We start from the raw sequence: 19,982 nt of genomic DNA on the forward strand, positions 1-19,982 counted from the left end.
TGTTATAACCACATTATACAAGGAGGAAAAACTGGATATACCAACGAAGCCGGTCTATGTCTCGCCAGTCTCGCCAAAGTAGGTAGACAGGAATATATTCTGATTTCAGCTGGTGCGAAAGGGAATCACCATTCGGAACAGTATAATATTACCGATGCGTTAGCTGTATACAGCAGTATAGAAAAATAATACGAACTATTTAATTTTTATTTTTGTCGGATTTATATTTATATAAGGTTCACCATTTGAATAGTTAAGTTGATTTATCACTAGATGTAATTTATTTATTTTGTTAAAGTAAGGGCTTTCAAATGATAAATTTACACAATTTTCCGAATCCATTCTTACCAAAGCATTTCCCGAAATACTATATTTATTTCCTTTCTCATCTGTTAAATAAGGCAATTTGCTAGTATCCCCTCCAATTATTCTTCCAATTGAACTACATTGGTATTTATCAATACTATTTTTACCTAATTGTACTCTGATTTCAGTATGGGTAGGATAGATTTTTACACTTTTTAAAGTAAAATTAGTATTATTAATTGAAAATGGAATATTATTATATTCTTCTGGCTTTTGTGATTTTAGATTTTTATCAAGCTTTATTGCAAAATTCCAATTACCAGATATATTTTTCGGTTCTCTATTGAATTTTGAAGTAAAATTATTATAAGCTTCTTTAGAATAAGACATATTATATGCTTCAGTAACACCTGAAATTGTTAAATTTATTTTATCAGGTATTTTCATATCCCTTATACTTATTAACTCTATTGAACCAAAGGTTTTCTTATTTTGGGAGTAATTTTCAATAGAATTACCTAATGATGAAATTATACATTTATAATTTGTATTGCTTAACGCTAAGCTATCTTCATTTTTATTATTCAATTTAGGCGGAAGTATTTGTGATCTAAAGTCATTACTGCTCAAGAGGGTTTTTCCATTGTTATCAGTTATAGAAAATTTTTCTAGCAAAATATTCTTGATGTCCTTATCAGCTATTATTCCATTTAATGTATATAATATAAATATATCTTTATCATCTGTTATTACATTATCAACAGTAATACTTATATTCTTATCTTTTTGAATTTTGCTTATATTTTGAGATAAATTTTGATTTACAGCACTATTTATATTTTTATCATAATGAAATTGTACAGCATTGGCAATAGATGATATTACAGGTACATCACTTAATGACTCTGCAAAAACAGGTATAAAATTAACACTGCTAATAAAAATAATAATCAATGAAGCTATTGCAACATTAATCTTAATCAGCCTTAGTTTTATATTTCTTATTTTTTTATCTCTCTTTGCTTTTGAAATAGATTTTTTAATTACGTCATCAAGTCTATTTGATATAGTAATTTTTTCAAATCCATTTTTAGGATCATGTTTCATTTAAATACACCCCTTTTCTAATTCAACTTTCAACTTTTTTAATGCTCTTCTTAAATAAACTTTTACCGTGCCTTCCGGATATTCCAAAAGTTTAGAAATTTGGGAAATAGTCATATCTTGAAAGTATTTTAAAATAATTAAGTTTTTATACTTTATATTTAAATTATCCATTGCATTATATAAGTCAATATTTTTAGATATGTTAAATTCCATTTCTGAAATATTACTATTCTTGTCTAATAAACTATAATCATCAACATAAATAATATTTTTATTACTTTTTAACTTATTTATAGATAAATTTATGAGTATTTTTATAATCCAGCTGCTAAAATACTGTGATTCTCTTAATTTGTTTATATTCATATAAGCTTTATATACAGTATCACTTACAATATCTAAAGCATCTTGTTCATTTCTTACATATATAAAGGCCATTTTATATAGATTTTGTTTATAAAAATTTATCAACTCAACAAATGATGTATCATCTCCTCTTTTAGCATTATTTACAAGATCTTGAATTTTATCTGATTCTTTGACTTTCACTACCTCACTCCTCTTCAAATACATTTGAAAACTATTTATCATACATTAATTAGACACTTTTAGCATATAAAAAGTTACACTTAATACCATTTATTAAGTTAAAAAGATTAGCAAAATTTCTAAAAAACAAACAAATATAATAAAAAAATTAGCAAAAAGAGTACAAATACTCTTTTTGCTTTTATATATAGTTAGAATAAAAGTAGCAATACTTAGCCCTAACCACCTCTATATGGAAATTCCAATCACTTTAAATATGTAATACTTAAAACAATTTTTTAAATATGTTATTATGCTCTTTTACATTTACGGATAAAATACCTTTAGTATTTATTGAATTTAGAGTTACATCTATTTTACCTCTATATCCCTTTTCAAAGTAACCTATTAAATAAATTGCATGCTTACTACCCTTATTGTCAAAATAATACATTGTCATATTACTTTCATCAAAATCTTTAGATAGCTTTAACTTTATTGTATATTTACTACGTTTACTAATATTTGTAATTTTTACATCATTAATAAGTGCAGAAGATTTAACTTTTAGCCCACTTATTTCTTTAAATGTATTATTATTTATAGATATTTTAACGCCTGGTTTAAAAAAACTATAAATTAAATATACTGCTATTAAACAAATAGCAATTATTAAAAAATATTTACCTTTTCTCATTATATACCATTCCTCATCTTTAAATAAATAATAAATTCATTATATTAATATAACATAATGTTAATCGATGTGATATTTGGAATATAATTATATAAATTAAAATTTTATGCTAATCCTTGGACAAACGTAATAGGTTTTTATAAAAATCAATACTAATTCCATTTCCTATTTCAAATACAATTCGAGAACATACTTTTTTATCTTTCTATATAAAGTGGACTTTCCTATTTTAAGCATCTTACTGGCATCCATTACATTGCCATTACACTGTTTAAGAGCTTTTATTATAAGGTCTTTCTCTGCTTTTTCAAATGTTGGAATCTCTTCCTCCACATATTCCGTATCCTTGCTGTTCTTTTTAATATACTCTGGAAGTGAGGATTCAGTTATGACCCCGTCCTGTGACAGATAATAGGCCCTCTGTATTACATTTTCAAGTTCCCTTATATTTCCCGGCCATCTATAGTTTTTAAGTATATTTATAAATTTTTGGTCTATATGCTCTATCTTTATCTCATTTTTTTCACTTAATTTGTTGATAAAGAACTTAATCAGCATATCTATATCTCCTTTTCTGTCCCTCAGGGGGATAAGCTCTATATTAAATACACTTAGTCTGAAATACAGATCACTCCTAAAATTATTACTTTCCACTTCACTTATAAGGTCCCTGTTTGTAGCTGCTATAAACCGTACATCAAGATCTCTTTCATACTTTCCACCTATTCTTGTCACTTTGTGGTTATCCAGTACTCTTAAAAGCTTGGGCTGAATTTCAAGTGGAAGTTCTCCAATTTCATCGAGAAAAATTGTCCCCCCGTTTGCAAGCTCAAACTTTCCTGGATGTCCTTCCTTGGATGCACCGGTAAATGAACCTTTTTCATAGCCAAACAATTCACTTTCAACGAGATCCTTTGGAAGTGCAGCACAGTTTATTGCAACAAAAGGCCCGTCGGCCATTTTGCTTCCATTGTGTATGGAATGGGCAAACAGTTCTTTTCCAGTGCCGCTTTCACCCGTAATAAGAACCGCAGCATCATTTTTTGCAATTTTTTTGGCGTCACGTATCATATCAAGCATTTTATTATCAGATGTAAGTATATTTGTAAAATCATATCTGGAGGAAAATCCCGCTATTTTATTTACCACATTTCTCATTGTATCGGCTTTTTTGACTACAAATACAAATCCTATACGTCTTCCATGCATTATAACCTGAGTCAAACTTATGTTGCATTCTACCCTTCTGTTTTTTATATAAAGACTTATCTCCCTATAAGTTATCTTGTCATTTTTATTTGGATCATACATATCTTTGACTATATCCCTGAGTACATCCTTCATATCCAGTTTATAAATTTTATTTTTATCTATTCCAAGTATACTGCATATGTTGTCATTAAGATATTTAACCTTTAATTCATTATCTATAATCAATATTCCCTGATTTATTGAATTAAAAGCTACTTCCGTCCACTTTCTATGCTCGGCTATTGCAAATTGCTCCTGTATTGTATTTGAAGCTTCTACTACTATTCCAAGAGTGTGCTGATGGAAATCTCCATAACTTCCTGAAAGATCCATGCAGCCTATTATATTTCCCCTACTATCATGTATTGGAGATGCAGAACAGGTCCAGGTGTCCTGTCCTTTGCAGTACTGTTCCGTACCCAAAGTCTGTATTGGTTTGTCAAGATAAAGGCATGTTCCAACTGCATTGGTTCCCACATCCTGTTCCAACCATCTTCGTCCCTCTAAAAGGCCAAGTTCCCTATTCTTCTTCATTATCTCTTCATTTCCAACGATTTTTAATACTACACCATTTTCATCAGTCAATATAATAGAATAATTTGTGTCCTTTAGAATATCATATAAGTTAAGCATTACAGGAAGACATATCTGGATAAATTCATTTTTTCTTTTAAGCACTGCATCGAACTCACCTTTGGAAAGAATATTAGGCTCATTTTGATCCTTTGTCACACCATATTCTTTACATCTTATCCATGAGTTCAAAATATCCGATCTTACATACTTGGGCATTTCATTATATTGTATAAATCTTTGACGTTCTTCTGCAACCTTTTCTATATAACTCATAATTTTATCCTCCTCAATGAAAATTAAAAAGGCAAATAGTCATCCTATGATTATTCTACCTTTAGTAAAAATGAATGTAAAGAAATAAATTATGAAATTATATAGATAAGCCCTGATCTGTTATTACTTCAGCAATATATGGTTAGTTTTTTATTAAACAGCCCAAATGTTTCATGTAAAAAAGTAGTACACTGATGAAAATCAATGTACTAAGTTAAATTTTTATTTTACTTTGTTAATACTTTATTTGAACTTTTCATATTCTCAACTATTTCTGAAGCCTTTTTATTGGCATCAATTATTGCGCTGCATAGATTGTCCACAGTAACTTCAAATGGCATATGACCCATAGTATCATCTTTTGCACATGAAAGTTCTGCAACTTTTCTTACAAGTTCCCTGTCTATGGATTTCAAACCCATGTCCTGTAATGTTACCGGAAGCCCTACACTTGCCATGAATTCTACTGCCTCTTTCAGCTCCTTATCAGAAACACCCTCAAGAACCAACTGAACTGTTGTGCCAAATCCAACTTTTTCCCCATGGGATACATGGTGTAATTCTGGTATAACAGTAAGTCCATTGCTAATTGCATGAGCAGCTGCCAATCCTGAACTTTCAGCTCCAACTCCACTTAAATATATATTGGCCTCCACTATGTTTTCAAATGCTTTTGTAGAAACATGCTTTTCATTTGCATCTTTTGCTGCTAGGCCATCTTTTAAAAGTGTTTCACGGCAAGCCTCGGCAAGTGCCATAGCTGCATTTGTTATCTTGGTACCTACCAAATTTACTGCACCGGCTCTATAGCAGGCTCTTGCTTCATAATATGTTGCAAAGGCATCTCCAATACCTGCTGCCAGAAACTTTACAGGTGCTCCCAAAATTATATCTGTATCAACTATAACCATATTTGGATTTTGTGGAAGATACAAATATTTGCTGAATTCCCCATTTTCCTTATAGATTACAGCAAGAGCGGTACATGGAGCATCACAGGATGCCAAGGTTGGTATTATAACAACAGGTAGATTAGCATAATATCCAATTGCCTTTACCGTATCTAATGTCTTTCCTCCTCCTATTGCAATAACTGCATCTGACTTTTCTTTTTTGGTAACTTCTATCAATCTATCAATTTCATTTTGTGTACATTCTCCATTGAACTTTTCATATAAAACTTTTGATGAATCATTTTCAAAACTTTTATCAATCTTTGATTTAGCATCATTAAATACAAATGGATCTGATACTATAAGAAAAGATTTACCCAAATTTTTTACATAATCTTTCAATACATTTAATATTCCTGCACCCTGTATATACTTACTTGGTGACTGAATTGATTCCACTGTCATTGACATACTCATTCCTCCATTTTTTAATTATTTATAGTTTTTATGATATGGTATAAAAATCAAAGTAAATAAATCATTTAATCGTGACACTTTTCTATAAAGCATAAACTGTGCCAAAATTACAAAACAACCAAATTGCCCATTTAAGTTAATTTAATATCAAACAGCAGCAAAAAAACAATACCAAAATGGGAATACACATTTCACCATTCCCATTTTGGTATTACTGCTTTATAAATATCTGGTTTTATATTTTTGATTGCCTTGATTTTCCAAAATTATAATATCGTACTAAAGTTGAACTTTCAACTATCTTATGTTATTATAAATAACGTTGAACTTTCAACTTTATTTAAAGAGGTGAGCTTCCATAGAAACTTCAATGAATTATATATTAAGAGAAATAGGTGCTGTATCAAGATGTATTCATTCTATAAACAACTTGAAATTTAAAGAAATACATCTCCAGAAAGGTCAGTTTATATTTTTGACCAGGATATGTGAAAATCCAGGAATCAATCATGTTGATCTGTCAAATCTTTTAAAAGTAGACAAAACTACTACTACAAAGGTTGTACAAAAATTTATCAAAGCCGGATATATAGATAAAAAGAGAGATATGAACGACAAAAGAATGTGGCGGCTCTACCCAAAAGAAAAGGCACTGGAAATATATCCTCTTATTATAAAGGAAGAAAACAACAGGGTTGAAATTTGTTTTGACAACTTCACTGAAGAAGAAAAAGAACTGGCTTACCAGTTAGTGAAAAAGATGAGAAAAAACATTGAAAATCACTGGAAAGAAATAAAAAAGACTAGAGGTGTTAATTATGATAAGACATGCAGTTAAAAATGATGTAAAAAATATTATAAAAATTATAGACAAGATTATTGTAGAGATGGATTCTTATGAAAACAACCAGTGGGATAAAGACTATCCACGTGAAAAACATTTTCTCAATGATATAGAAAAAAACAGCCTGTTTATATGTGAAAGAGAAGGCAAAATAGCCGGTTTTTTATGTGTCAATAGGCTTCAATTAGATGAATACAATACTTTAAAATGGTCCACTGATGAAAACTTTATGGCCGTGCACAGGGTAGCTGTTAATCCTGAATGCAGAAGAATGGGGGTTGGAAGTGAACTTCTTGAATTTGCTGAAGAATATGCTCTTGAAAACAATGTAAAATATTTAAAAACAGATACGCATTCACTGAATACAAAAATGAGCAATTTATTTACAAAGTTTGATTATGATTTGGTTGGAGAAATAAAAATTCCAGGAAAAGAAAAACCTTTCTACTGTTATGAAAAGGTACTTGATGAAAGTGAATTTGAAAGTCGTATAGATTTTCGTAGAGAAGCGTAAAAATTTTCATAAAAGTGAGCATGGATTTGGTCTTTATACAAACCCATGCTCATTTCTTAATTCAATGGAGGATACGTCCCTTCTATTTTTATAGTTCTGTTGCACTGGCCTGCTATTTTGGAATCGTGGGTTACTAAAATAACAGTCTTTCCCTCCTTATTCAAATTTTTAAAAATATTCATTACATTTTGTCCTGTTTTTTGATCTAAGGCTCCAGTTGGTTCATCTGCCAGTATTATTTCAGGGTCATTGACAATCGCCCTTGCTAGTAGAGAGTAAAGAAATGTTTGAATATGAATACTTTAATAATTTCAGGGATTTTTTATATTCAATCAAAAAAATTGGTGCCAGCAGCAGTAATAAGCAGACAAAACCTGCTTCACCAACATTTCTGAAAAAGGTTATATCTCTTTATAATGAAAACTATATGAAAAACAATAGAGTAAAAGCTACTTATCACTGCCTATTTTTCAAAATCACTAAATAGTTTTTTCTTTATATTCAAAGCAGTTCCCCCTACTCTGACCACTTTGATGCAATTATTGTAAGTATCCAATTCAACCAAAATTTCAGAAGGTTTACCCATACAATATCCCTGTTCGAAAACTAAATTTCTAGCAGAATTTTCATCTACAATACCATATTTATAAAGATAACAACCTAATGCCCCATTTGAAGTACCTGTAGCAGATTCTTCATTAATATCATATAGTGGTGCAAAATTTCTGCAATGAGCCATTGAACTGCACTTTGTCTCCATTGTAAAAACATGATATCCAACTGCACCTTCTTTACTGCAAATATATGAAATTTTATTAAAGTCAGGCTTAACATCATACAAGGCTTTTAGTGATTTAACTGGAATTAAAATATCATTCAATCCAGTTGATACAATTTGAATTGGAATATTATCCATAATATTATTTTCATCAATATTCAATGTATCAGCTATATATCTTTTATCTAATATTTTATAAAACTCAGGATTGCATTGCTCCATATAAATTTTATTATTTCTACATTCCACATTTAAAACACCGGACTTCGTCTCCTGCTTATATATGCCTTCATTAATAATATTCTTACATAATAATAGTGCAAAGGTTGCAACAGTAGCATGACCACACAGCTTTACTTCCTTGTTGGGTGTAAAAAATAGTACTTTAAAATCAGCTCTATCTGATTTCTTGACAAATGCGATTTCTGAAAATCCTATTTTTTCTGCTATTCTTTGCATATCTTTCTTAAGTAAAGAGTCTGAATTTAAAACAACTCCAGCAGGGTTTCCACCCATTCTTGTCTTTGCAAAAGAATTCATTGTATAAATTTCTAATTTCATTTTATCCTCCATATATCACTATTGCTTTTAGAAATCATTTGATTTGATTTTTACCTTGTATTTAATTTTATCACTATATAGTGCATTTTCCCGTTTGATAGTCAAGTTTTCTATCAAACTGAATAAATTACAACGAGAACATGTATGACACAATTCCAAAAATGAGTATTGACTTGAAACTATAAAAAATTTGCTATATTACTAAAATATTTTAGTAATATAGCAAATATCCAGTTATACGGTAAACAATCTTCCATATAATATACTAATAAATCATCTTAAACACCTTTTCATATTCACCATTTAAAAAATATACCATATTTTCACACGAAATTCTCTGTAAATCTTTCATGGATGTTTCAGAACAAAATGCAGCATGTGGAGTCAAAATAACATTTTCCCTGTGTAACAATGGATTATCTTTTAAAACCGGATTTTCAGCTTCCAATACATCCAATCCAGCTCCACGAATAAAGCCTTTGTCAAGGGCAGTTATCATATCCCCCTCCCTTACAGCAGCACCTCTTGCAACATTGATAAAAATAGGACACTTTTCCATCTTCTGAAATTCCTCAATGGCAAAATAATAGGTTGTCTCATCAGTCTGGTTCATATGATTTGAAATAATATCCGCATATTTTAATGCAGTTTCCTTATTTACCATTTTAACATTTAATCTTTTAGCGATTTCCAGAGGAAGAAAGGCATCTACAGCTATTACCTTCATTCCAAAAGCCTGTGCCATTTTGGCTACAGCCTGACCTATTCTCCCCAGACCAAATATAGCCAAAGTCTGTCCCTTTATTCGTTTCATTCCAGAAGCAGTATTATAATCCCAAATATTTTTCTCTTCTATATCATTTTGATAGTGCTTTATTTGCCTGGACAATGATAATATAAGAGCAAGTGTGTGTTCAGCCACTTCCTGGGTGCAATATTCATGTACATTGCACAGGCCAATTTTTCTCGCTTTTAACTCTTTAATATCAACGTTATCGTATCCTGTTGCATTAATCGATATACATTTAAGTTTGGGTGCCCTGTCAAGAACTTCACTATCAATTTTAATAAAAGCAGTAATCAGTCCATCTGCATCTTCCAGCTCTTTAAAAAATCCTTCTTTATTTTCATCTGAATATTCATAAAAAACAACTTGAACATCTTTAATATGTTCTTTTAAAATCTTCTCTTCATAATAAGTATCCCTGCTGCAAGTACCAGGATAATCACTAACCAGGATCTTCACAGTTTCACTTCCCCTTCTTTTAATTCCTTTATTTTTGAGTTTGCTCCCAAAGATATCGGATGGCCTCTTTGTCCACCTTTCTAGCTGTATTCGACATGCTTCCTTTCTGAAGCAGTGTAAGTTCTGTATAATGTTCAATTTCTTCTTTTGTAAGTTTTGGAGGATTTCCAAGTAACTTTCCAAGCAAGGCAGTAAATTCATCAATTGATTTAAATCCCATTTTATCCATGGCTGTATCTATTTTTTCCTTTTCCTCTATGTAATTAAATCTAATATATGCATCCATCAAAAGACCATTTGCCTTCCCGTGCGGTATATTTTTGAAATAGGTATAGCAGTAACCCATACCGTGAGCAATTGTAACTCCAGTTTGAGCAATGACAATTCCTCCAAGCAAAGATACATACATAAGTTTTTCCCTGATTTCATCATCAATTTTATTTTCTGCAAGTGCTTCAATGCATTCTCCAAATATTCTGATTCCATCCAAAGCAAATGCTGAACTTAAAACCGTGCTTCTTCTGGAAAGATAACTTTCAAATACATGTGTAAATGCATCTACCGCAGTGTTGACTGTAGTTTCTATGCTCAATGAATTTGTATACTTTGGATCTAAAAAAGCACACTTTGGAAAGGTATCCTTCGTTCCAAAACTAACTTTTGTCTCCATGTCTTTTCTGAGTAAAACGCTGTAGGGAGTTGCTTCACTTCCAGTTCCGGACGTTGTAGGCACTGCAACAACAGGAAGTGACTTGTTGAATTCATTGAGAAATAATTCTTTTTTGTCTATATCATTAGCTATAAGAACTCCAATTGCTTTTGATGCATCAATCGGGGACCCTCCCCCAATTCCTATAACAAAATCAACTTTTTCAGTTTTTCCTATATTAGAAGCATCAAGCACAGTTTCTATAGATGGATTGTTTTCTATTTTATTATAAATAATGTAAGAAATACTATTGTCATTCAATGCATCCTCAACATCTTGAAGTGCACCACATGCCCTTGCTGAATTTCTTCCTGTAACAATCATAGCTCTTTTCCCATATTCAGCTAATTTGTGTCCATTTTTTCTTATACAATTTCTTTCAAATATTATCTTTGTAGGCAATAAAAATTCAAAATTCATTTCATCCTCCATATTTTTAGTAAATTATAGGTGATACTACCCATTATTTTATACTCATAGTTATACCAGTACACTTTTTATGCAAAATATTCTCAATTCTATCAAAAGCTTCTTTAAGGGTTTCAATCCCAACAGTACAGGCAATTCTTACATATCCCTCTCCACTTTCCCCAAAGGAAGTGCCCGGTATGACGATAACATGAACTTCCCTGGCAAGCATTTTTGCAAATTCATTTGAAGTCATCCCTGTACCCTTGATATTTACAAAATTATATATACCTCCTTTAATTGGAAGCACACTTAATCCATGAATTCCATTTATTCTCTCATATGAGTAAAACATTCTATTTTTAAATTCTTCTATCATTTCAGGCTGTACTTTTTTTCTCAGCCTCAATGCATGTAAAGCTGCTCTTTGTGAAACAGATGGTGCTGAATAACATATATTTTCATTAATATTTTTCATACAATTTACTATGAAATCAGGAGCAATAACATGTCCAATTCTCCAACCTGTCATAGCATATCCTTTGGAAAAGCTTCCAATAGTTATTGTTCTTTCCTTCATGCCTGGTATGGAAGCAATAGGGCAAAATTCTCCTTCATAAGTAAAAGCATCATATACTTCATCAGATATTACTATTAAATCATTTTCTATAGCTACCTTTGATATTTCTTCAAGCAATTTCCTATCAAAACAGGCTCCTGTCGGATTATTAGGCGAGTTCAAAATTATAGCCTTTGTTTTTTTAGTTATAACCGACTTTAACCTGTCTATATTAATATTAAAGTCATCTTCTTCCAAAGTCTTCAACATAACCGGTTTACAACCGACCAAATCCACTTGTTCTTTATAAGGTGTAAAATAAGGCTCGTGAATTATAACCTCATCTTCTACGTCAGTAACTGCCTCCAGTGCCAGGTACATTCCATGACAGGCACCCACTACCGTCATCACCTCATTTTTTTCAACATTAAAATTATATTTATCGGAATAGAACTTCACTATTTCTTCAATCAATTCAGAGTCACCTATGGGCGCAGTATACTTGGTATGTCCATTTTCAGCATCCTCCATGGCCCTGTCAATTATTTCCTTAGGAGTTATAAAATCAGGAACACCTATACTTAAATTTATTGTATCATCATGTTTTAAATTTTTTGCCAGGTCATCATCCATAATGGTAGTTGCATCTTTCCAGTATCTCTTTGAAATAAATCTATGCTCCATATATAATCACCTTTCTTATAATACTTTTAACTTCTAACATTCCTTTACAATAGCTTCTTCTATTATTCCAAGTGCTTCGTCTATTTCGCTCTTTGAAACTGTAGTTGGAGCAATAAACCTTAATACATTTTTATATGTTCCACAATTTAATAAAATCAATCCATGTTCTACACTGTAATTAATAATATTTTTTACAGCCCTGCCATTTGGGACATTATTTTCTCCTACAAATTCCATGGCAAGCATCAAACCTATTCCCCTTACATCACCTATTATTGGATACTTTTCTTTTAGCTCAAACAATCTTTTCTTCAAATATGCACCAGACTCAACACCATTTTCTATTGCACCATTTTCCAATTGTTCTATAGTTGCCAATGATGCTGCACAGGATACAGGATTCCCACCGAAAGTTCCTCCATGAGCTCCTGCAGGCCAATTTTTCATAATTTCCTTTTTACCTATTACAGCACTAAGTGGAAAGCCGGAAGCAATAGCTTTGGCACAGGTCATAATATCAGGTTTTACATCAAAGTTTTCATGTGCAAACATCTTTCCTGTTCTACCAAAACCAGTTTGTACTTCATCAAAAATAAGATATATACCATATTTGTCACAAATTTCTCTTATAGCCTTCATAAATTCTTTTGGTGGTACGATATAACCACCCTCTCCCTGAATGGGTTCCATAATTATTGCAGCTACACTATATGGATCAATAATTCTTTTGAATATATCGTCAAATTGTTCAACACATTCCATAGAGCAGCTTTCCTTCTTTTGCTTGTAAGGACATCTAAAACAATTTGCATACTCTGCAAAATATACACTTGGCAAAAGTCCCTCATAATTCTTTCTATAGGCAGAATTTGAAGCTGTTATAGATGTAGTACCAAGAGTTCTGCCGTGAAATGAGCCTTTAAAGGATATAATTCCCTGTCTTTTACTTACGTACTTGGCTAATTTTATGGCACCTTCATTGGCCTCCGCACCACTGTTGCTAAAATAAACCATAGTATCCCCACCTGTTAATTCAACTAACTTCTCCGCCAGTTTTACATAAGTTTCATAATAGACTACATTATGCCCTCCGTGTATTAATTGTTGGATTTGCTTTGTAGCTGCTTCTACTACAGCTTTATTGTTATGTCCTATATTGCATACAGCTACACCACTGGCAAAATCAAGTACTTTTTTTCCATCCTCCGTTATCAGATAAGAACCTTCTCCCTTTACAACCCCCAGCTTTGTAGCTCTTGCTGCCACTGGTGGGATTACATTCAAACTTCTTTCATATAAATTGCTCATAAAGTACACCTCTCAAATTTATTATTTTAAAAATTCATACACTGTTGACGAAATTAATTTTGGTAATGTATTAAAGGAATATGGTTTGTACACTCTTTCCGTCCACTTATGAGCATCCTTGCCATAGCATCCATAGTTAATTGCAGGTATATTTAATTTTTTCATTTCATTTACAGGTATATTGTATATTTCAGCCCAATTGGGAAGATTATTCTTTAAATTTTCTATAGAGTTCAAATCATCATCTATTTTAAGATAACTACTATCAGACAGACTCGGGAAAAATTGCAATACTTCAAAATCTTCATTATTTTCTTTTCCAACAGTATTTACACACTTTTTAATTTTTTCTATTATATTATTCTCAAATTCATTTTCGTCCTTCAAAGTATTGTGAGGACAGTAAGGTGGTGCAAAGAATAGAACAATAGCAGGTTTTTTCTCCCTATTCATCTTCCAAAGTTTATCTACAACATTAAGACAAACTTCTCTTATATCCATACCCTGATCCAATAAAGTTTTACTTAAACCATTTATCTCATCATCTAATTTATGCCCATATTTGGATTTTACTTTTTTATACAGTTCCGAATATGTCATTACATTGGTTTTCCATGGAAGAGGTTCATATTTCTGATTCGCTATTTTACAGAATTTTTTATAGTTATCATTCACATTTAAAATTACTTTATCAAAAGACTCTTTTGATATAATCTTTAGTTTTTCTATAATTTCATTAATGGATGCATCATGAATGAAGTAATTGAAATAAGTGAATGCAGCAAAGGGAGTCTGTACATTGTAGTTTTTCTTTAAATCTTCATATTTTAAGACGGAAGGTGGAAGAGTGTATTCTCCCTTATATCCATCACATAAACCTGTATTTAAATTTATATCTTTTATTAATTCCGAAGCTATCTGATTAGGATTTAATCCTTCAAAGCATTGTCCTACATGTGTCTCCTGCCCAGCAATATAAAAGGAAGGAAGGATTTTGCCTACTGCGCCAGTATATACATATTTTTTATTATCACCTGGATACAAAGGACAAATGTAATCATTATTTATAGCCAATTTATAATCCAGACCATATTTTCTTTTTAAATCATTTAATATATCCAAGGACTCAATTACACCTGTATGCTGATTTTCTTCCACAGGATTGGACATAAATAAAATATTTCCACTAAAATTTTCAACATTTTCACTTAATTCCTTTAACACTGCTAGATGAACAGCTACACCACTTTTCATGTCTGCAGCGCCTCTTCCAAATATCCAGTCTCCACTATTCAAATCTTTTTTTACTTCTTCGGGTAAATCCAGTTCTTTTAATTTTTCTTCTAATTTATCAGGGTAGAAAGCCAATTCTGACAAACTTCCAAAATCATCTACACCTACAGTATCCATATGTCCATGTAAAATTATTGTCTTGTTTGATGGCTTCTTTTCTCCTCTTAATAATGCAAATACATTCATCCTTCCATAAGGATCTTTAATTAAAGGAACTTGAAAACAATATTGCCCATGCTTTTTAAAATATTCAATATTTTTTATATATTCGTATATTTTATTGGATACATTTCTTTCACCTTCGCTGCCATTGATACTGGGTATATTAACTAATTCCAGTGTCAATTTTTCTATTTCTTGAGCTAGATTACTCAATAAATTATTCAATTTAAATCCACCTCACATTAAAGTATTTGTATTTGTATACAATTCTATATGTTTAATAAAGTTATTACTAAAGGTATTGTAATTATAGACACCAAAGTTGTAATAAAAACAGCCTGTGACGCATACTTTACATTTCCACCATAACTTTGAGCTAATATTGGACAAAGAGTTGCTGCCGGCATAGCCTCTGAAATAACTATTATACTTTTTACCAAGTTATCCACTTTTAATAAAGTTAATATCAGATAAATTAAAAATGGTATAATTAATAATCTCAATAAAGAAATATAATACAAAGAAAAATCCTTGAAAATCTCCTTTATTTCCACCTGTGTAAGTATGGAGCCAATTACAATCATAGATAGTGGAGTAGTCATTCCCCCTACTACAGTACAAAAATTTTCGAAGATAGGTGGAATACTAATAGAAAATACAATTAATATTAATCCAATGAGTACAGAAATTATATTGGGGTTCATAAATATTTTTTTTAATATATTTTCATCAGTAGTTTTTTTTGCAAAAAACCTTACCCCGAATGTCCATACAAATAAATTATAAACAAGATTGAATATTGAAGCATATAATATGCCTTTCTGTCCATAAACTATATTCAAAATTGAAAAACCTATAAAACCACAATTGGAAAATATTCCTGTAAATACTGCTATAGATTTTTTTCCCCAGCTGATTTTAATATTTAGTAAATTGCTTATAATTATACTGAATATAAATATTAATACCGTAAAAACTAGTATTTTTATAATAATAGACATCATATCCGGTGAATAATTACCTTTAAAAGAACTCAATATCAGCAAAGGCAATGTTATTCTAACAATAAAATCAGAAAGACCTTTATTCATCTTTTCATCAATAATTCCTTTTTTGGAGGCATAATAGCCTACCCCAATGATTAAAAACAATATAATAATTTGCCTAAAAACAATCAAACTCTTCATCATAAGATATCCTTTATTTTAACATTCTGTCATTAACATTTATTATATGATGTTTCATATTTTCCGAAGCCTTTTCAAATTCGCCATTTTTTATGGATTCTACTATTTCTTCATGCTCTTCTATAGCAACTCTTGCATATTTATTCAAACTTCCCGACAACACCAAATACCTTTGGACAACAGTATTTGAAGTTTTGACCATATCATATATCCATTTATTTTTTGTATATTTTGCTATTTTAACATGGAATTCATATTCCATTTCTATAAGTTTATCATAATTTTTATGCTCATAGGCCTCAAATTGATCAGTTACTATTTTGCCCAGTTCTTTTATTTCCCCTTTAGTTATATTATTTTTTAATTCCATAACTGCAGTTGTTTCCAATGCCTTCCTTACAACAGCAATTTGATTCAATTCGCCCTGATCTATATTGGTAACCATAACATTTCTTGAAGAATTAATCGTAACTAAATGATCATAAGACAACATTTTTAAAGCACTTCTCAAAGGGGTCCTACTTATCTCCAATTGTTCTGCCAACTTTTCTTCAATCAATAGTTCTCCAGGTTTAAGTTTATTTGTAAGAATTGCTTCTTTTATAGCATCATAGGCTTTTTGTGTTAACGAAACTTTATTTCCTATTTTGGGTAATATGTTCATCTTATTCTCCTTTAGTTATTAATTTATATTCTTTCTAACGGGAAAGTCATACAATGAGGTCCGCCGCCACTTTTAAGCACTTCCTCTAAATCTAATTCTATTACTTTGATCCCAAGCTCCTTTAGTTTTCTATTTACTTCTACATTGGATTTAAGTGATATTACTCTCTTGTTTCCCAGTGCCTGTAAATTACAATGATGTTTGAAAACACCTTCCTGAGGAATATCTATCAATTTAAAATCTCTCTCTTCCAATGTGCGAAGGAAACTATCAGGTAAAGTTGCTTTACATGCTACTGCTATTTTTTCATCTACAATATTAAAACACATATCCAGGTGAAGATTTTCCTCTGAACACTTAACTGGTATTATTTCATATCCAAATTTACTAATTTGATCATTTATTTCTATTATAGCAGTTTCATCTGTTCTGGCAATAACACCAATTGCTAGAGTATTATCATCTAAAAACCAAAAGTCCCCACCTTCAAAATAGCCTTTACTAACTTTTGCAACACATGGAATTCCCAGCTCTTCCATCTTACTCTTATATGCTATTGTTTCACCATATCTAATCGGTTCTTTAAAATTTCCTAAAATATATCCTTCTCTTATGCAACCGCCAAAGTCTCTTGCAAATACTTCATTTGTAAGCTTTGCTTCCGGTTTCATCAAAACTACTTCAACACCGTTTTCCTCATAAGCTTTAATCAAATCATTGTGCTCTTTGATACATTTCTCTATATTTAGTCCATTATTTTCCTTTATCCATTTATCAGCTATAACATTAATTGGCTGAAGTTTCATATAATTAGGTGGACAAAGCAATACCTTTTTTAGTACTCCAGTCGAATTTTTAACAAAACATCTACTCATCTTGAAATCGCCCCTTCTATTTTGTTATTTAAATACCTTGTTTAGAAAACTCTTTGTTCTATCCTGCTTGGGATTGTCAAAAACATCCTCCGGAGTTCCCTGTTCAACTATTTTTCCTTCATCCATAAATATAACCCTGTCAGCAACTTCTTTTGCAAATCCCATTTCATGAGTTACAACCACCATGGTCATTCCATCCTCGGCAAGTTTTTTCATTACATTTAAAACTTCCCCAACAAGTTCAGGATCAAGTGCTGACGTAGGTTCATCAAACAGCATTATATCAGGATTCATGGCAAGTGCCCTGGCTATTGCCACTCTCTGTTTCTGGCCACCTGACAATTTTGAAGGATAGTAGTCCATCTTGTCTGAAAGTCCGACTTTGTCCAAAAGTATTTTAGCTCTCTGACAAACTTGTTTTTTATTCTCTTTTTTTACTACAACAGGTGCTTCCATTACATTTTGGATTGCTGTCATATGCGGAAAAAGATTGAAATTCTGAAATACCATGCCCATCTTTGCGGCTATCTTCCTAAGAAATTTTTTATCCTTTGGATTCAATTTTTCTCCTTCTATAATAATTTCTCCGCCATTTATATCCTCCAAATGATTTAAACATCTTAAAAATGTACTTTTCCCTGAACCAGAAGGCCCTATTACTACTAATACTTCACCTTTCTTCACTTTTACATTCAGGTTTTGAAATACTGTCAAATCATTGAATCTTTTCGTTAAATCTAAAGCTTCTATCATATATTTATCCTGATCTAAATCTTCATATCCATCTACAGCTGCATGTTCCATAAATATTCACCTCTTCTTTGTATTTATTTTGTTTCTTCCAAGAATTCATCAACTAATGCATTCTGGAGCTTTTCAACTATTTCTGGCGCCTTTCCTCCTACAGGTTTTCCATCAATTTCGCAAGCTGTCATACAGAAATCCCCCGAGCTTGTGACTATGACTTCATCAGCATCCATTAATTCCCTTAAAACAAATGGAGTCTCATCTACAGGAATTCCAAATCTTTTACACATCTTTATAATATGTGCTCTTGCTATACCCGGCAAAATCAAATTATCCGTAGGTGCTGTTTTAAATATACCGTCTTTTATAATTGATACATTGCTGTGAGCACATTCCGTTACTCTATCACCTCTGTGAAACACTGTTTCCTGGCAGTTACTTTCTTTAGCTTTCTGTGCTGCCATAACATTTGGAAGCAAATTTAATGTTTTTATATTACAATGGAGAAATCTAGTATCTTCCAAAGTAATTAACTTTAATTTTTGTTGTTTATATTCTATATTCCATGGTTCCAATGTAATCCATATATTTGCCTTTACATCATCACCTGGAAAAACATGATCTCGCATAGCTGTTCCTCTTGTAACCTGCCAATATACAAATTGTTCTACTGCATCAACTTTTTTAACCATATCGATCAGCAGTGTTTTTAATTCATCTTTGGTATATGGAATTTTTATTCTAAGTAAACCTGCACTGTTAAAGAAACGATCTATATGTTCGTCCAATGCAAATATAACATTATTCCTGCTAAATGCAGCATCATAAACTCCGTCACCAAAATAACATGCACGATCGTTCATTGGTATTGTCATATTTTCAATCAAATCATACTTTCCATTATAATATCCCAAAGTTTTCATTTAATTTCCCCTTCTCACATCAATTAATTATAGACTGATAATTTCCTCTCTATTATACCAAATACAGTTGTAAAAACAGTAGTCATTATAAGGTAGAACACTGCTGCTGTTAAAAATACAGATATTGGGTCAAAACTAGTTGCATATATCTGTTGGGCAGATCTCATAAGTTCGACCATTGCTATAGTTGAAACAAGGGAAGTATCCTTTAATATAGATATAAATTCATTTCCTACTGGAGGTATTATAACCTTAAATGTCTGAGGCAGTATTATCTTTTTCATAGTCTGAGCATAGCTGAAGCCTAAAGCTTTTGCAGCTTCAAATTGCCCTTGATCTATAGATTGGATTCCCCCTCTTATTATCTCTGACATATATGCACCGCAGTTTAATGCAAGACCTATTACAGCCG

At 31.3% G+C, this 19,982-nt stretch carries 19 protein-coding genes and 2 pseudogenes; 3 read left to right on the forward strand and 18 right to left on the reverse strand.

Translation table 11 applies throughout. The features are described 5' to 3' along the window. Nucleotides 1–189: pseudogene (locus J418_RS16730) on the forward strand (D-alanyl-D-alanine carboxypeptidase family protein); the annotation flags it as partial. Nucleotides 190–195: 6 nt separating this feature from the next. On the opposite strand, the gene J418_RS0114330 reads toward J418_RS16730, so the two are convergent. The 5 genes from J418_RS0114330 to J418_RS0114350 all read right to left on the reverse strand — a co-directional run bounded on the left by J418_RS0114330 (nt 196) and on the right by J418_RS0114350 (nt 6,102). Next, a complete protein-coding gene (locus J418_RS0114330) occupies nt 196–1,413 on the reverse strand; it encodes a DUF4179 domain-containing protein (protein WP_017752720.1) in 1,218 nt (405 codons plus the stop codon). Further along, on the reverse strand, nt 1,414–1,962 hold the full coding sequence (locus J418_RS0114335; protein ID WP_017752719.1) for a sigma-70 family RNA polymerase sigma factor: 549 nt from the start codon (nt 1,960–1,962) through the stop codon (nt 1,414–1,416). Between the two features lie 265 nt (nt 1,963–2,227). Beyond that, nucleotides 2,228–2,638 carry a hypothetical protein gene (locus tag J418_RS0114340; protein ID WP_017895940.1) on the reverse strand — a complete coding sequence of 137 codons (411 nt, stop codon included), beginning with the start codon at nt 2,636–2,638 and terminating at the stop codon, nt 2,228–2,230. Between the two features lie 165 nt (nt 2,639–2,803). Continuing rightward, complete coding sequence (locus J418_RS0114345; protein ID WP_017895941.1) at nt 2,804–4,738, reverse strand: sigma-54-dependent Fis family transcriptional regulator; 1,935 nt, start codon at nt 4,736–4,738, stop codon at nt 2,804–2,806. Nucleotides 4,739–4,965: 227 nt separating this feature from the next. Further along, nucleotides 4,966–6,102, reverse strand: coding sequence for a glycerol dehydrogenase (locus tag J418_RS0114350; RefSeq protein ID WP_017895942.1), 1,137 nt, complete (start codon nt 6,100–6,102; stop codon nt 4,966–4,968). A 376-nt stretch (nt 6,103–6,478) separates the two neighbouring features. Here J418_RS0114350 and J418_RS0114355 point away from each other — a divergent pair, with 376 nt between their 5' ends. Both J418_RS0114355 and J418_RS0114360 read left to right on the forward strand, forming a co-directional pair. Then, nucleotides 6,479–6,946 carry a MarR family winged helix-turn-helix transcriptional regulator gene (locus tag J418_RS0114355; protein WP_017895943.1) on the forward strand — a complete coding sequence of 156 codons (468 nt, stop codon included), beginning with the start codon at nt 6,479–6,481 and terminating at the stop codon, nt 6,944–6,946. Continuing rightward, on the forward strand, nt 6,927–7,466 hold the full coding sequence (locus tag J418_RS0114360) for a GNAT family N-acetyltransferase (protein WP_017752714.1): 540 nt from the start codon (nt 6,927–6,929) through the stop codon (nt 7,464–7,466). The genes J418_RS0114355 and J418_RS0114360 overlap by 20 nt, the downstream gene beginning before the upstream one ends. A gap of 56 nt (nt 7,467–7,522) precedes the next feature. Here the strand turns inward: J418_RS0114360 and J418_RS16285 are convergent. The 13 genes and pseudogenes from J418_RS16285 to J418_RS0114430 form a co-directional block, all read right to left on the reverse strand. After that, a pseudogene (locus tag J418_RS16285) lies at nt 7,523–7,735 on the reverse strand (ABC transporter ATP-binding protein); the annotation flags it as partial. Nucleotides 7,736–7,929: 194 nt separating this feature from the next. After that, nucleotides 7,930–8,805, reverse strand: a complete 876-nt coding sequence (locus J418_RS0114375; protein WP_017895945.1) for a PhzF family phenazine biosynthesis protein — start codon at nt 8,803–8,805, stop codon at nt 7,930–7,932. Between the two features lie 265 nt (nt 8,806–9,070). Then, nucleotides 9,071–10,051 carry a C-terminal binding protein gene (locus tag J418_RS0114380; protein ID WP_017752710.1) on the reverse strand — a complete coding sequence of 327 codons (981 nt, stop codon included), beginning with the start codon at nt 10,049–10,051 and terminating at the stop codon, nt 9,071–9,073. Nucleotides 10,052–10,079: 28 nt separating this feature from the next. Continuing rightward, nucleotides 10,080–11,180 carry an iron-containing alcohol dehydrogenase family protein gene (locus J418_RS0114385; RefSeq protein WP_017895946.1) on the reverse strand — a complete coding sequence of 367 codons (1,101 nt, stop codon included), beginning with the start codon at nt 11,178–11,180 and terminating at the stop codon, nt 10,080–10,082. Nucleotides 11,181–11,223: 43 nt separating this feature from the next. Beyond that, entirely contained in the window at nt 11,224–12,411 is a 1,188-nt protein-coding gene (locus J418_RS0114390; protein ID WP_017895947.1) for a pyridoxal phosphate-dependent aminotransferase, read from the reverse strand. A gap of 33 nt (nt 12,412–12,444) precedes the next feature. Next, nucleotides 12,445–13,719, reverse strand: a complete 1,275-nt coding sequence (locus J418_RS0114395; RefSeq protein WP_017895948.1) for an aspartate aminotransferase family protein — start codon at nt 13,717–13,719, stop codon at nt 12,445–12,447. 21 nt (nt 13,720–13,740) lie between these two features. After that, complete coding sequence (locus tag J418_RS0114400; protein WP_017895949.1) at nt 13,741–15,399, reverse strand: M20/M25/M40 family metallo-hydrolase; 1,659 nt, start codon at nt 15,397–15,399, stop codon at nt 13,741–13,743. Between the two features lie 44 nt (nt 15,400–15,443). After that, on the reverse strand, nt 15,444–16,361 hold the full coding sequence (locus tag J418_RS0114405; protein ID WP_017895950.1) for an AEC family transporter: 918 nt from the start codon (nt 16,359–16,361) through the stop codon (nt 15,444–15,446). Nucleotides 16,362–16,374: 13 nt separating this feature from the next. Next, a complete protein-coding gene (locus tag J418_RS0114410; RefSeq protein ID WP_017895951.1) occupies nt 16,375–17,025 on the reverse strand; it encodes a GntR family transcriptional regulator in 651 nt (216 codons plus the stop codon). 23 nt (nt 17,026–17,048) lie between these two features. Continuing rightward, nucleotides 17,049–17,900 carry a dimethylarginine dimethylaminohydrolase family protein gene (locus J418_RS0114415; protein WP_017895952.1) on the reverse strand — a complete coding sequence of 284 codons (852 nt, stop codon included), beginning with the start codon at nt 17,898–17,900 and terminating at the stop codon, nt 17,049–17,051. A 24-nt stretch (nt 17,901–17,924) separates the two neighbouring features. After that, a complete protein-coding gene (locus tag J418_RS0114420; protein ID WP_017752702.1) occupies nt 17,925–18,704 on the reverse strand; it encodes an amino acid ABC transporter ATP-binding protein in 780 nt (259 codons plus the stop codon). A 23-nt stretch (nt 18,705–18,727) separates the two neighbouring features. Further along, on the reverse strand, nt 18,728–19,570 hold the full coding sequence (locus tag J418_RS0114425) for a D-amino acid aminotransferase (protein WP_017895953.1): 843 nt from the start codon (nt 19,568–19,570) through the stop codon (nt 18,728–18,730). A 23-nt stretch (nt 19,571–19,593) separates the two neighbouring features. After that, a partial coding sequence (locus J418_RS0114430; protein WP_017895954.1) for an amino acid ABC transporter permease occupies nt 19,594–19,982 on the reverse strand: 389 nt, incomplete at its 5' end.

Source organism: Clostridium tyrobutyricum DSM 2637 = ATCC 25755 = JCM 11008, assembly GCF_000359585.1.
In the GTDB taxonomy this organism is placed as follows: Bacteria; Bacillota; Clostridia; order Clostridiales; family Clostridiaceae; genus Clostridium_B; species Clostridium_B tyrobutyricum.